This is a genomic window from Pantoea sp. 1B4 (assembly GCF_016925765.1).
In the GTDB taxonomy this organism is placed as follows: domain Bacteria; phylum Pseudomonadota; class Gammaproteobacteria; order Enterobacterales; family Enterobacteriaceae; genus Pantoea; species Pantoea agglomerans.
Genome location: NZ_JAEUWZ010000003.1, coordinates 99690 through 113789, shown reverse-complemented (window position 1 = coordinate 113789; position 14100 = coordinate 99690). Strand labels below are relative to the sequence as shown.

12 protein-coding genes and 3 pseudogenes are annotated in these 14100 nt (G+C 49.6%); 11 read left to right on the top strand and 4 right to left on the bottom strand.

All coding sequences use genetic code 11. The annotated features are described in order from the left end of the window. Positions 1 to 16: 16 nt before the first annotated feature. Positions 17 to 1189: an FMNH2-dependent alkanesulfonate monooxygenase gene (ssuD, locus tag JNO11_RS20280; RefSeq protein WP_033774089.1), complete on the bottom strand. Its 1173-nt coding sequence runs from the start codon at positions 1187 to 1189 to the stop codon at positions 17 to 19. A gap of 274 nt (positions 1190 to 1463) precedes the next feature. Between ssuD and JNO11_RS20275 the strand changes: the two are divergent. The 6 genes and pseudogenes from JNO11_RS20275 (at position 1464) to JNO11_RS20250 (ending at position 7417) form a co-directional block, all read left to right on the top strand. Then, positions 1464 to 3355, top strand: a pseudogene (locus JNO11_RS20275) (sigma-54-dependent Fis family transcriptional regulator). Between the two features lie 95 nt (positions 3356 to 3450). Continuing rightward, positions 3451 to 4401, top strand: coding sequence for a sulfonate ABC transporter substrate-binding protein (locus JNO11_RS20270; protein ID WP_325177752.1), 951 nt, complete (start codon positions 3451 to 3453; stop codon positions 4399 to 4401). Positions 4402 to 4770: 369 nt separating this feature from the next. Beyond that, entirely contained in the window at positions 4771 to 5904 is a 1134-nt protein-coding gene (locus tag JNO11_RS20265) for a glutathione-independent formaldehyde dehydrogenase (RefSeq protein WP_325177751.1), read from the top strand. A gap of 300 nt (positions 5905 to 6204) precedes the next feature. Further along, entirely contained in the window at positions 6205 to 6456 is a 252-nt protein-coding gene (locus tag JNO11_RS20260; protein WP_033774093.1) for a type II toxin-antitoxin system Phd/YefM family antitoxin, read from the top strand. Continuing rightward, positions 6453 to 6740: a type II toxin-antitoxin system RelE/ParE family toxin gene (locus JNO11_RS20255; RefSeq protein ID WP_010257115.1), complete on the top strand. Its 288-nt coding sequence runs from the start codon at positions 6453 to 6455 to the stop codon at positions 6738 to 6740. Before JNO11_RS20260 ends, JNO11_RS20255 begins: the two co-directional genes overlap by 4 nt. Positions 6741 to 7102: 362 nt before the next feature. Beyond that, a complete protein-coding gene (locus tag JNO11_RS20250; RefSeq protein WP_033759977.1) occupies positions 7103 to 7417 on the top strand; it encodes a hypothetical protein in 315 nt (104 codons plus the stop codon). Here the strand turns inward: JNO11_RS20250 and JNO11_RS20245 are convergent. Then, positions 7414 to 8232, bottom strand: a complete 819-nt coding sequence (locus JNO11_RS20245; RefSeq protein ID WP_089415112.1) for a DUF4225 domain-containing protein — start codon at positions 8230 to 8232, stop codon at positions 7414 to 7416. The two genes, JNO11_RS20250 and JNO11_RS20245, sit on opposite strands and share 4 nt — an antisense overlap. A gap of 258 nt (positions 8233 to 8490) precedes the next feature. Here JNO11_RS20245 and JNO11_RS20240 point away from each other — a divergent pair. Together JNO11_RS20240 and JNO11_RS20235 are read left to right on the top strand one after the other, a co-directional pair. After that, a pseudogene (locus tag JNO11_RS20240) lies at positions 8491 to 8721 on the top strand (helix-turn-helix domain-containing protein); the annotation flags it as partial. Positions 8722 to 8740: 19 nt separating this feature from the next. After that, positions 8741 to 9378 (top strand): annotated as a pseudogene (locus tag JNO11_RS20235) (integrase core domain-containing protein); the annotation flags it as partial. 227 nt (positions 9379 to 9605) lie between these two features. Here the strand turns inward: JNO11_RS20235 and JNO11_RS20230 are convergent. Next, a complete protein-coding gene (locus JNO11_RS20230) occupies positions 9606 to 9740 on the bottom strand; it encodes a hypothetical protein (protein ID WP_277950497.1) in 135 nt (44 codons plus the stop codon). A 206-nt stretch (positions 9741 to 9946) separates the two neighbouring features. Between JNO11_RS20230 and JNO11_RS20225 the strand changes: the two genes are divergently transcribed. The 3 genes from JNO11_RS20225 to JNO11_RS20215 all read left to right on the top strand — a co-directional run bounded on the left by JNO11_RS20225 (position 9947) and on the right by JNO11_RS20215 (position 12164). After that, on the top strand, positions 9947 to 10540 hold the full coding sequence (locus tag JNO11_RS20225) for a GNAT family N-acetyltransferase (RefSeq protein WP_325177750.1): 594 nt from the start codon (positions 9947 to 9949) through the stop codon (positions 10538 to 10540). Between the two features lie 21 nt (positions 10541 to 10561). Further along, a complete protein-coding gene (locus tag JNO11_RS20220; RefSeq protein WP_325177775.1) occupies positions 10562 to 11542 on the top strand; it encodes an asparagine synthetase A in 981 nt (326 codons plus the stop codon). 61 nt (positions 11543 to 11603) lie between these two features. Then, a complete protein-coding gene (locus tag JNO11_RS20215) occupies positions 11604 to 12164 on the top strand; it encodes an MFS transporter (RefSeq protein ID WP_325177749.1) in 561 nt (186 codons plus the stop codon). A 717-nt stretch (positions 12165 to 12881) separates the two neighbouring features. Here the strand turns inward: JNO11_RS20215 and JNO11_RS20210 are convergent. Further along, the gene (locus JNO11_RS20210; protein ID WP_325177748.1) at positions 12882 to 13619 is read right to left on the bottom strand and encodes a metallophosphoesterase; all 738 of its coding nucleotides are present in this window, start codon (positions 13617 to 13619) and stop codon (positions 12882 to 12884) included. Positions 13620 to 14100 lie beyond the last annotated feature (481 nt).

The window sequence follows — 14100 nt, the reverse complement described above, 5'->3', positions numbered from 1 at the left end:
CGAACCTTCTCTTCTGTTAACTGGCGCTGGCCTGTTTATCAGGACGACGGTCGCCGCCAATGGTTTCACCAAAAGGACCGGTGTTCACGCTGCGCTGTTTCTTTTCGGCGTTGGCAGCCAGCGGTAACAGCGGCATCACCAGTTCAGCGAAACGGTGCGCCTCTTCAAGGTGCGGATAGCCGGAGAAAATAAAGTTCTCGATCCCCAGCGCCTGATACTCCCGGATGCGATCGGCTACCTGCTGCGGACTCCCCACCAGCGCAGTACCCGCACCGCCGCGCACCAGGCCGACGCCTGCCCAGAGATTGGGGCCAATGCGCAGGCTGTCTCGCGAGCCCTGATGCAGCGCGCTCATCCGCGCCTGTCCGGCTGAGTCCATGCGGGCAAAGATCTTCTGCGCGGCGGCAATAGTCTCTTCATCCAGATGAGAAATCAGCCGATCGGCCGCCGCCCAGGCTTCCTCTTCGGTTTCACGGACAATGACATGCAGCCGGATGCCGTAGGAGAGGCTACGGCCACTCTCCTGCGCCCGCTTACGAACTACCGCCAGTTTTTCCGCTACCTGTTCAACCGGCTCGCCCCACGTCAGATAAGTGTCGATCTGATTCGCCGCAACGTCGATAGCGGCATCAGACGAGCCACCAAAATAGAGCGGTGGGCCATTTTCCTGCACCGGCGGAAAGAGGATCTCAGCGCCTTCCACGCGGATGTGATCACCCGAAAAATCGACCTTCTCGCCTTTCAGCAGGCGCGAGTAGACCTCAAGAAACTCTCTGGTCACCTGATAGCGCTCTTCATGACTCAGAAAGATGCCGTCACCTTTGTTCTCCACCGGATCGCCACCCGTGACCACGTTAATCAGTAAACGTCCGCCAGAAAGCCGATCCAGCGTAGCCGCCATACGCGCCGCCAGGCTTGGCGGTTGCAGGCCAGGACGCACGGCCACTAAATAGCGCAGCTTTTTGGTGATCGGTGCCAGCGCAGAGGCGACCAGCCAGGAATCCTCGCAGCTCTTACCGGTCGGGATTAATACACCGTAGTAGCCCAGATTATCTGCCGCCAGCGCAACCTGCTGTAAATAGGGTAAATCGACTGCTCTGCCGCCTTCGGTGGTGCCAAGATAGCGCCCATCGCCATGGGTGGGCAGAAACCAGAAGAGGTTGAGGTTTTCCTGTGTCGCATGACTCATTAGCAGATTCCTTTATAACGATATTTGAATTTAATACATAGGCATAAATTCTTTAGTTATATAGCTGTTAGCAGGATGCGTGCCAGTCTGCTACTTAATATTTATCTCATTAATTCAACGATATATTCATAATTTCGCTTGATGCATATTGCTGCATTTGCGACAGGTAAAGTTACAGCCTGCTGCATTGGCAACAATCCGGTCCGGTTAGCCTCTCGTTTCCGCGTTAGCCACGCGGTATGGTCATGGCTTTCCTGTTAACCCGGTAAATGAGATGCAGATTACCAGCCCTGAGTTGATTGACCCCGCATCGCGCGCCTTTAAAAGCGTGCTGGATCAGCTTGCGCCTACCGACGCGACGGTGCTGATCATTGGTGAAACCGGCACCGGCAAAGAGGTGATGGCGCGCTATCTGCATCATCACAGCGCCCGCAGCAGACAGCCATTTCTGGCGGTCAACTGTGGTGCCCTCACTGAGAGTCTGGCGGAGTCGGAGCTCTTTGGTCATGAGAAAGGGGCATTTACCGGCGCACAGGATCGGCATCGCGGCTGGTTTGAGGCGGCAGAGGGCGGGACGCTGCTGCTGGATGAAGTCGGTGAACTGAGCGCGTCGCTGCAGGTAAAGCTGCTGCGCGTGCTGCAGGAACGCGAGATTACCCGTGTGGGTTCCTCCCGGGCTGTAAAGGTCAATGTGCGGGTCATTGCGGCCACCAACCGCGACCTGGCGGTGGCGATTCGTGAACGGCGCTTCCGGGAAGACCTTTACTACAGGCTGAATGTGGCCAGCGTCACGCTGCCGCCGCTGCGCCAGCGATGCGAAGATATCCCGGTGCTGGCCACTCACTTCCTGCAGCTCTATGCGCGCCGTCTGGGCCGACCTCAGTTACGTCTCAGTGAAGATGCTGTCGCCACGCTGATGAACTACAGCTGGCCGGGCAACATCCGCGAGCTGGAGAACACCCTGCATAATGCCGTCCTGCTCAGCAAAACCTCGCTGGTCACGCCGCAGCAGCTTCGGCTGAATAACCTCACGGGTAGCGAGCTGCCACCGGGAGAGGAGGCGCTGGATCAGTTTTTACGGCAGCAGATGCAGCAGAGCGAAACACCGCTCTATCCCCGGGTGATCGAGGCGCTGATAAAGAATGCGCTGGAACTCACTCAGGGCAATCAACTGCAGGCCGCCGCGCTGCTTGGCATCAGTCGTCATACACTGCGCACCCAACTGGGCCATCTGGGAGTGATTAAACCGCGCCGCACTTCACTGCGTCAGCGCGACACTTCTCTGAATCAGCAGCCCGAACGGGAGCGGGAACTGCGCATCGGTTATCAGAAATTTGGCAACCTCGGCATCCTGAAAGCGCGCCAGTCACTGGAACAGCAGCTGGCCGATAGAGGCGTCAGCGTGCTGTGGAGTGAGTTTCCTGCGGGTCCGCAGCTTCTGCATGCGCTGAACCAACAGGAGATCGATTTCGGGACGACCGGTGAAGTTCCCCCCCCTTGTTTGCGCAGGCCAGCAACAGCCCGATGGTTTATGTTGCCTGGGAACCCGCCGCGCCGCAGAGCGTGGCACTGCTGGTACCGAACAGCAGCCCGGTTCAGCAGATTGGCGATCTCAGAGGAAAACGCATCGCCGTAAATCGTGGTTCCAACGTTCACTATCTGCTGCTGCAGATTCTGGATGAAGCGGGTTTAGGGCTGGATGATGTGCGCATCGTCTATGCACCGCCCAAATATCCGCTGACGCCCAGCGATCTCAACGCAGTGGATGCCTGGATGATGTGGGATCCGCTGCTCAGCGATGCAGAGAACAGCGGACAGTTCAGGGTGATCGCTGATGGCACCGGCCGGGTCAATAATCATCAGTTTTACCTTGCCGAACGCGGGTTCGCCGCGCAGTCGGGCGATCTGCTGCAGGTTCTGCTCACCGCGCTGGAGCAGACTGGCCGCTACATCGATGCACACCGTGCTGAAGCCGCTGCGTTGCTCTCCACCGAACTCGGGATATCAGCGCCTTCACTGATGCATGCCTTAGCGCGGCGCAGCCACCAGACCCAGCGCATGAACTTAGCCATCATCCGGGAACAGCAGACCATCGCTGACCGCTTCTATGCACTGGGGCTATTGAGTCGCGCCATTCGGGTACGTGAGTCGGTCTGGCATCCATAGCGTTTTTTTCGCTAAGCATCGAACATTTGATCGCTAAGCGCTTCAACCTGCGTTTGTTATGTTGCGCTGACAACAACCAGACTCAGGAATGAGAGATGAAAAGAGTTTTGCTTAGCGCATTAATTATTGCCGCCCAGGCGGGATTAGCGTTCAACACCCAGGCAGCAGCAGAGAAACCCGAAACAGTTAACATTGGTTTTCAGAAAGCCAATATCTTCGCCCTGCTGAAATATCGCGGCACGCTGGATCAGGAATTTAAGAAACAGGGGATTGCGGTTCACTGGATTGAGTTCCCGGCCGGGCCGCAGATGCTGGAAGGCCTGAACATCGGCAGTATCGATCTGGCCGCAACCGGCGACGCGCCACCGACTTTTGCTCAGGCCGCACAGGCCGATCTGGTTTATCTGGCACATTCTCCCGCCAACCCCAAAACTGAGGCGATTGTGGTGCCCGCCGACTCCCCCATTAAAAGCGTGGCGGATCTCAAAGGCAAACGCGTGGCGCTGAATAAAGGCTCTGACGTTAACTATCTGCTGGTCACTGCGCTCGAACAGGCGGGGCTGAGCTATAAAGACATTACAACGGTCTATCTGCCACCCGCGGATGCGCGTGCCGCTTTCCAGCGCGGTGCAGTGGATGCCTGGGTAATCTGGGATCCTTACTACGCAGAAGTTGAAACCAACGCCCACGCGCGGCTGATTAAAAATGCCGAAGGCCTGGTGCCACACTACACCTTCTATCTTGCCAGCCGTAAGTTTGCGGAAACCTGGCCGCAAATCGCCAGCCAGGTGGTGGATGAGCTTGGGTCGCTAAGTACCTGGGCCAATCAACATCAGGAAGAGGCGGCAAAAATCATGTCCACCTCAACCGGTCTGCCGCAGCCGATCTGGCAACGGGCGCTGGCAAGGATGCCGTTCGGGGCTGAGCGGATGACACCTGAAGTCTTCACGCAGCAGCAGGCTCTGGCCGATAAGTTTACCCAGATTGGTCTGTTACCAGTGAAGGTCGATATCCGCAGTGCAACCTGGTCGCTGGATAAGCAGTAAGGTAGGGCCAGGCGGAGTGTGTTATGACAAACTCTGCCTGTTTCCGTGTGTTCATCCGGCATTATCGACAGCCATGAAAAGAGAAATCGGGGGCTCGATAATCTCTATCAGGCAGGAAAAGTAGTGCGCTGTTTAAGGTGCTGATGCCTCGATAAACAGAGGAACCAAATGAGAATTTAACGAAGCGGCGCCTATATTTCAAAGAGTTACAGCATGTTTGTTTCACCCGACCGCTTCATAAACTGTTCTACACTCACATATTCCATCAAGCAGTTTGATGGAAAAAGCAGCATCACGAAGAGGGTCGCGACAGCAAAAAGTCATGCAGTCGCCGCCATCAAAACTGATCATGCATGAGAGGAGAACACCATGAAAGCAGTTGTCTATAACGGACCTTTTGACGTTTCAGTCAAAGACGTTCCGGATCCCACAATCGTTCGTCCCACCGATGTTATTGTCCGTATTACCACCACCAATATCTGCGGTTCCGACCTGCATATGTACGAAGGGCGAACCAGCTTCGAGCAGGGGCGCATCTTTGGCCATGAGAATCTGGGACAGGTTATTGAAATCGGCAGTGGAGTTGAGCGAATTAAAGTCGGTGACTATGTCTGCCTGCCCTTTAATGTCGGCTGCGGATTCTGCGAAAATTGCGAGAAAGGATTAACCGGTTACTGTCTGACGGCAAATCCGGGTACGGCCGGTGCCGCCTATGGCTTTGCGGAGATGGGTGAATGGGAGGGTGGACAGGCTGAGTTACTTCGCGTTCCCTTTGCTGATTTTAACTGTCTGGTACTGCCTCCGGATGCGTCAGAAAAGGAGGAAGACTACGTTATGCTTTCGGACATTTTCCCTACCGGCTGGCATGCCACTGAACTGGCAGGATTACGCCCGGGAGAGAGTGTTGCCATTTACGGCGCTGGCCCTGTCGGCTTAATGGCAGCGCATTCGGCGATGATTAAAGGCGCATCGCAGGTGTTTGTGGTCGATACCCATCCAGACAGACTGGCATTAGCCGAACAAATGGGCGCTGTGGCAATCAATGGTGTGGGTGATGATGCGGTAAATAAAATCCTTGAATTAACCAATGGCCGCGGCACGGATTGTGGTTGCGAATGCGTAGGTTATCAATGCTGCAATAAACATGGCCACGAGGATAACTCCGCCACACTAAATAGCCTTGTCGCTTCAACCAAAGCCACGGGCGGCATTGGTACGGTAGGCGTTTTTGTTCCACAGGATCCCGGAGGAGCAACCGATCTGGCTAAAGAAGGTAAAGTGCCTTTCGATTTTGGTACTTTCTGGTTTAAAGGTCAGTCAATGAAGACCGGCCAGTGTAATGTGAAAGCCTATAACCGTCAGCTCGCAAGGCTTATCCATCAGGGCAGAGCCAATCCGGCACAGATTATCTCGCATCGTCTTGCACTGGCAGATGCTCCCGAAGGCTATAAGCATTTCGATGATCGTGATAATGGCTGGACAAAAGTCATCCTGAAGCCCTGAATGGTGAGCCACAGGACATAAACCACATTCAGGCCGTGGTGAGAAGGAGAACTAAAAGCCTGTCTGTGGTTTGGTGCTTTTCATCGTTTGTCATGCTGCTCTTGGGAAAGAGGAGAGGTGAAAGCGGCAGGGGGTTGCGAAAATTGTACTCAACAGTTTTTACTGTTAACAGAATTAGCGTTTACTTTTTTTTGAAGCGAGTAAGTGTTTACACTAACGAATTCTGTAAATGGGAAATGACTGGTTAACTGGTCTCCACCCTGATAATATTAAAACCTGTTAAGCAGTCCTGGAGGCCCTATGCCAAACATGATTTTAAGCGATATCAGTGCCAGCGTAAGCGAACTGAAAAAAAATCCAATGGCTACTGTTAATGCCGGGGACGGTTATCCGGTCGCCATTCTCAACCGCAACCAGCCTGCATTCTATTGCGTGCCAGCTGAGCTTTATGAGCAGATGCTTGATGCCCTTGACGATCAGGAACTGGTTAAGCTGGTCAGTGAGCGCAGCGGCCAGCGTCTGCTTGATGTCGATTTGGATGCGCTTTTGTGAGTTATACCGTCAAATTCAGGGAAGAGGCATTTAAAGAATGGCAGAAGCTGGACAAATCTCTCCAGCAGCAGTTTGCCAAAAAACTGAAGAAATGTTGTGACAATCCCCATATTCCTTCTGCCAGACTACGTGGGATTAAAGACTGCTATAAAATCAAACTCAGAGCGTCCGGGTTTCGCCTGGTTTATCAGGTAATAGACGACCAGCTGGTGATTGCCGTTGTTGCTGTGGGTAAACGCGAGCGCAGCGATGTTTATCATCTTGCCAGTGAAAGGATGCGGTAGGGAGGGCGGATTTGGCTGTACACACCTATTTTTGACAGGGCTACAAATCTTATCAGGATTTACTACTAATAAGGGTCAGGAGGATGTTGGCATCAAAAACGTATATTGTGTTGGCAGAGATGAAAACGTTAGCTACGGTCTGTTTTGATACGCCGTAAAACCCGAAAAAGCTGGAACACATGACAAATTCCTTCCTGGCTGTGCGATGACTTAGGTGTAATATTATCAATAATTTGTAGGGGAATCTCACGTATGACATCTAATAGTAGTCGGGTCAATGTGGGGAAAACCGGGATCGATAACCGGACCACTTTTTGTTATATCTTGTGGTGTTCCCTGGAGCATTTTAAGGATGAAAAGCAATGATAGTAAGTGAAGATGCCCTGCTGCGCTCAGGCTTTAGCTCCGCAGACCTGCGAAAAGTCAAAAACAACCTGGAAAGTTATGGCGGTTCCCTGGGGGATGCCATTCAGGATCTGTCCAGACGCTTCACAATAGCGCTGACCGTTGTGCTGTGTTGTCTTGCTATCTTTATTTTTTTGCTCTTTGCTGGCTCCAGCGAGACCGTTTTTTCCGGCGGAATTGCGCTGCTCTGCGGTTGTGCGGTTGCCATTTTTGTACAACCGCCTGTGTTGTCTTATAAGTCCTGGCGATACCAGAGAGCGAACAGAAATTAGCGACTCTGCTGATCGGTCGTGAGAAGGTCAAAAACCACTTTCGCTTTGACGCCATAGTCCACGATTTTCATCGTTAATTTTGGTCTGCTCATGGTGTCAACTTTCCGGTAATAATCACGGGGCAACCACCGGAACAGACGCCACGCGCCGGGTTTTCTTGCCAGACCAAAAACACTGTAAACACTGGCGCTCAGTGTAGCCGCATTGTAAAGTGCCATTCCTGTATTCGGGCTGAATCCCATGAACTGCGCAGCCTCTATTACCCCATCTGCAAAAATTCCTTCAGAGTGCGACTCTTTGCCGTAACGGAGATGACTGACTTCCTTCGATATGCCATTTACGCCGTCAATGAACAGCGTGGCACCGGCTAGCATACCGATGGGGATCATGGAAGAGATCATGATCATCCCGCCAAACATGGCAACCCCGGATAAAACGATATGTACCGCAGATATGACGTACCCGACAATTTCGTTATTGTCCCGGACAAACTCCACTTTAGCGATGAGTTTTGCGGTCTGCATCCGTAGCAGGCGATCCTGTTCACGAAGGTTCTCAGTCTCTTCCCGTAGGTTTTTTATACAGGCTATACAGTCTTCGTCGGTCCTGGCCTGACGTGCTGCGGCAAACTGTTTCTCAACGACATCCCTGATCTCCTGAACAAACTGAAGTCGCGTGAGGCTGTCGCGCAGATGAAAGCCTGAAATTACGTTAGCGGCTTCTACCAGCTTTCTCGCTTCCAGATTAACCATTGTTTCGGCCCATGCCCGGTTGCGGCCACCTGAACGCATCATTGAAAGTAGTGCAGCATCCATTTTCACTCTCCCTGTGTAGATTTTACCGTTCCAGAGATAATAAATTATTCTCTCAATGTGTAAACCGTACGACAGGGAGGGAACGAGAAGAAGTGATAATGGAGTATATACAGATGCTGTTTAAGAAAAGAAGAGAGAGCAACAACCCTTCACACTATCGCAAATCATTAATATTTTACATATTTATTATTATGCGCATATTGCTTATGCAGGCAAAGCTAACCTGGCCGCTTCGGGCTACCTGCTGAGTATCCTGATATGACGGCTTCTTGTGCGGAGTTTTTCACGATGAACGAAGTTAACCGGCTTAGAGTTATTCAGGACGTTGTCGACCGGCGGCTGACAACCCATCTCGCTGCTGAGCGTCCAGGTATTTCAGACAGGCACTGTCGTCGCCTGCTTCAGCGCTATTATACAGACGGTCCGCTGGGTATGGCTGACCGCCGCCGTGGCAAGCAAGGCAACTATCAGCTGCCTGCAAGCCTTGCTGAACGCGAGGTTCAGATAGAAGCGGGAAGCCGTGGAGGTCATGTGTGATGAAGCGGGACTGTCGCAACGGCGTGCCTGCAGGCTGGCAGGTCTGTCTCTTTCAACCTGCCGTTATTCGGTTCAGCGTCCCGCTGCTGACGCACAGCTGTCTTTACGCATCACAGAGCTGGCACCTGAACGCCGTCGCTTTGTTTACCGGCGCATCTGGCTGTTATTGCGCCGGAAGGGCCTTCACGTCAACCACAAGCGGGTATACCGCATCTATCACCTTAACGGCCTGGGTGTAAAGCGCAGGCGACGCCGTAAGGGGCTGGCGACTGAGCGGCTTCCGATTCTTAGCCTGGATGCGCCGAACCTGACATGGTCGATGGATTTTGTCATGAATGCACTTGCCAGCGGCCGCCGGATTAAGTGCCTGATCTGCGTGAATGATCTCACAAAAGAGTGTCTGACGATCACCGCCGCTTTCGGGATGAATGTCTGAATGAGCACTGGTTCAGCGATGTTCTTCATGCCCGGAAAATTATTAATGACTGGCGGCAGGACTATAAAGAGTCAAGACCTCATTCATCGCTGAATTACCAGACTCCAGCTGAATTTGCAGTAGGCTGGAGAAATGGAAAATCAGAAGGTAAACAAACCGACATTAGTAACTGATCGTTGTATCTAATACTGGGGGCAAATCAGTTCTGAAACTCCGAGTGCCAATTAACAGGCCGCCCCCGCCCCGGCCCGAAGGGCCGGAACAGGAGTGGCTGTAATGAATGGTGTAACTAATCCTCTAAGCTTTACTGTTCATAATGAACAGTAAACCTAAGACCCCGGAAATCACGGGCTGTACGTCGCTCTGCGCCGTACAGCCCGTGATTTCCGGGGCTCTGGGATTAGATAACCGTAATCATCGCTTTGAGGCCGTCTGGCTTAACAGGAAGGGGTTGGGTAGCGCCATATATCAGGCCGTAACCGACTTCGCCGGGCGTACGGCGTCGTCTGACCACTATACCCTGCTCTGACATCATCTGGCGCCTCCATGACGCTAGCGCGTCATTCATAAGGCCAGCTGCGCACTGCTCGCTGGCCGTTAAAAAAAGAAGCTGAATTGGATTATCATCAAACACCAGTATTTGAAAATATCTCATATTCTTAACAGTTATTCTGCTTTTAGCAAAAATGTCATAATTGGTATAACGGAGGCTCACTGAGTGATTACGGAAGGAGTCATTACATGGGAATTAACCACAAAGGTACTTTATTAATTGATTCTAAAGATATTATCTTAAGACCTTTTACAAAAAATGATTCAGCCAAGGTCTACGAGAATTGGGCGTATGATCCTGAAGTAGCGAAGTATCTTACCCGGAAAGCACATAAAGATATTAATGAAACTAATGCAATAGTAAGTGGATGGGTTGAGAATTACAGTAATAAAGAATTCTATCTCTGGGCATTAGAACTTCGCAATTCAGGAGAGGTTGTGGGCTCTGTGACCCTAAGTCATGTCGATAATTTCAGAGAAAGCGCCGAACTCGGCATCGCTTTGTCACAGAAGGTATGGAGAACTGGAGTAGGAACGCGGGCGGCCGGACTTGTCATAAGTCATGCTTTTAATGTGCTTAATTTCAAACGCATCTCTGCGAATCATCAGCCAGATAATCACGCATCTGAAAAACTGCTCACTAAACTCGGTTTCAAACTTGAAGGTGTTGCACGTAGTTATACAAAAAACAAAGATGGTGAACTAACTGATGTAGTACAGTATGGATTGCTAAAAGAGCCAAAGGTAAAAGAAACGAGCCGTTTCAGAACAGATCAAACCTGAAAAGATACGCGCAACCATTATCTGAAAGTGCTGGGTAAGCCATGGTATCAATTGTTGGCGGAACTTCAGAATACACTATCTTTTGCTACTTTTGATTTTTACAATCTGCGAAAAATAAAAACACTTCATCTGCCTATTACAACTGGATCTATTTCCAGCCCGATGGGTAAAGGCAGTGACTCGCTTCCGGTTAAAGTAAAAATGTTTGAGCAGGATGTTTATCTCGCCGACTCAATGCAGTTTATGCTTGAATACGGTACAAGATTATTCGGAAATGGTGCATGGTACATTATGCCATCTTTCCGTGGTGAAGATAACGATAAACGCCACCTCTCTCAGTTTTACCATAGTGAAGCTGAAATACCGGGTACGATAAATGATGTGATAGTACTTGTTGAAGATTATCTTGTTCATCTCGCAAGACATATATTGCTTCGACATGGTGACTTATTGAATGAAAAGTTAGGTGACATTTCTCATTTAATTTCTCTTGCGGAGAAGAATACTCCTTTCATACAGATAACATTAGATGAAGCTGATGACCTACTTAAACAGCTATCGCCTGATAATTACACTAGCTACATTGAAGACGTCGGTGAATTCAGGAATTTAACTCATGCGGGAGAACGGCGTCTCATAGAACATTTTGGCGGGTTTGTATGGGTAACTAACTATGACATTCTGAGTGTTCCATTCTATCAATGCAGGGATCCCAACAAACCGCATTCTGCACTGAATGCAGATTTATTATTTGGTATTGGCGAGGTGGTGGGAGCAGGTGAACGTCATAGTGATGGCGCCGGGGTGAGAAAAGCACTCGAAGAACATCAGGTTGCACCTGATGATTATGAGTGGTACATCAGAATGAAAGAGGAATATCCAGTAAGAACCGCAGGCTTTGGGATGGGGATTGAAAGATTTTTAATGTGGGTAACAAGAGAAAATGATATTCAGGATTTCCAGTTGCTTCCACGCGTTAATGGTGAAAATATTGTACCTTGAATGAACGATAACGCTACCGGATGGTAGCGTTAGTTTTTCTGATTATGTAGGGAGAATAATTGTGCTTAAAAGCAGTGCCGCCGTCAGATTCACTGGCATAATGTACTCCGGTGTAAGGATGTTGATTGGTGCATATTCTGTTATATATATGCTCCAGAATGGTCTTTCCGTTAGCCAGGTAGGCCTGCTAAAGACATTTCAGGGAATCATTATCGTCTTTTTGGATATACCCCTTTCTTATTTTTCTGACCGCTATAGCAGAAAGTTTTCAATCAGCGTCAGTATACTTTTCTCTTCTGCATGGCTGCTTACTATGGCAGTGGCAGATAATTTTTGGTTTTTCATGCTGGCCGAACTCTTCAACGCCTTATCTTTGGGAATGATGAGTGGTACATTTGATAGTTATCTTTATGATCATAGTAAAAATGAGAACAATAATATCTCTTCCCAAAAAATATTTTCCTTATATTATAAATATCAGTTTATGTTTATGGGAGTGACATCTCTTATAGGAGCGACTGCTTATTTTTATATAGGGAAGTCTTCTATATTTATATCAGCTTTATTAATGTTTATGATTTTTTTTAATGTCAGCCTTCTTACCTTCCGATCGTCAATTTAAAAGTGAGGAAAAATCAAAGTTTTTTTCCTTCACCATGCTATGTAATAGTATCCGGCAGGTTTTCGCAGGTCGTACAGGATTGTTAACGTTATTAACCGTCATTATATCTTCATTCTTCCTCCAGTCTCTCATTCAATACTGGCAGGTTATAGCAGGACAAGATCTACCGGAAGATGGTCAGGCTATAATTCTCGGTATCGTTTTCTTTTTAATTATGCTTGCACAGTCCACAACGGGCTTTGTGACAGAGACTCTACCTTCATCTTCTAATGCTAGATTTCATTTTATATTTTTCCTTTTGGTTATAATTTCATCAGTGTCTTCTCTTTATTTTAACAATATCTACATGTCAGCGTTTTTCCTCTGTATTATCTTCTTTTATATCAATTTTGTTCAAATTATTTCTTATGCCAGGATGGTGTCACATACTGAAAGCAGTCTGCGATCTGTCACATTGTCTACTATTGCTACAGTAAATAAGATAGTGATGTTTGTCATGATTGCACCTTTTGGTTTGTTACTACAAACGTACGATTGGTTATTCATAATCCCTGCTTTTTTTAATAATCACCCCTCTGTTTTTCTTATATTTTAGAAGTGGCAGGTGAGATTTATGTAGAGCCTAATTAATTTTTCCCCTGCCCTTTAGACAGAAGAATATAAAGATAAAGATGAAAGCGTCAGGCAAAACGCTTTCTTATTTCAGAGGATAAATAATCAGGTACAGACATGGTGACTGCTGATTTTCCCCTGATCATACCGGTGAATCATCAGCATGGGGTTTTCTCTGACTGGCGGAACATTTGCTGAACCGAACCATAATGGATTGGCTGGACAGACCGAACCACAGATATTTGCCGGGATCCCCGCAAAGTTGCCAGCAACAGGTCGGTGGACATGTCCTGAAGAAACAGCCAGTATCCTGTCAGGATATCTTCTTATCAGGTCTTCAAACTCACTCAGTCCCCTGCACATCGTTTCATCAAGAGTGGGTATGCCGGAAGGGAAAATGTGATGGTGAAGAAACAGCAGAAACGGAGCACCATCAGCCTCGCCAAGTTGCTTTTCCAGCCATCCCATACGTCCCGAAAGTGATCCATAGCTCTGTCCGCTGACGGTTGAGTCCACGCCCGCCAGGCTTATTACGCCCGCGTTATAACTGAAGTGCAGCAACTCTCCCGGTGAGTCAGGCAACCAGAGTTTATTACCCCACGTTTGTCGCATATAGTTTCGATCGTCTGAATTTCCGGGCAGCAGCAGGTAGGGGTAAGCCTGTTTTTCCAGTTGAGCAGCTATCTGCTCGTATCCCTCATCCCAGCCTTCATCCGTCAGGTCACCACTAAGAATCATTATGTCCGGCCCCACCTGTTCAAGCCACGACAGCGCCTGCCCGAAGCGCTGAAGATGATCATTATCGGGAGCGGCGTGGATATCTGTTATCTGTGCTATCAGCATGAATACCTCACGAAGAGCCGATGCCGGCAGTCATTTCAGAATCAGACCTGGGTTGGTCAGCGAAAATTATGACCCGGCCTCATGCAGCGACAAAGCAAGGCGTTCGTGGTAAACGCCCATCGCCTCCATATTCAGGTAAACGTCACCGGGTCCGCTGTGCTGCAGGGGCAGCCAGCAGAATATACTGGCTAACGCGCTGCGGTCATTTTTTTATCTTTTTTCCCCGTATGCGTTCTTTTATGTCGTAATACAGTATGCAGAGAACAAGAGTGTCTTTACTTACGTCTATGCCTACAGGAAACATCGTATTTCTCCTCTCACAATGGCCGTCACGCCTGTTAGCCTTGTACATACGGAGTCGGGCACCCGGTAACCGCTCAACAAAATGTGCTGGCGTGAAAAGTGAAAAAAGGGGGCCATAAAGCTGCCAGACGGGATCGATAATTAAATCGTGCGCTGGGAGGGGACTGGCTCACTCTGC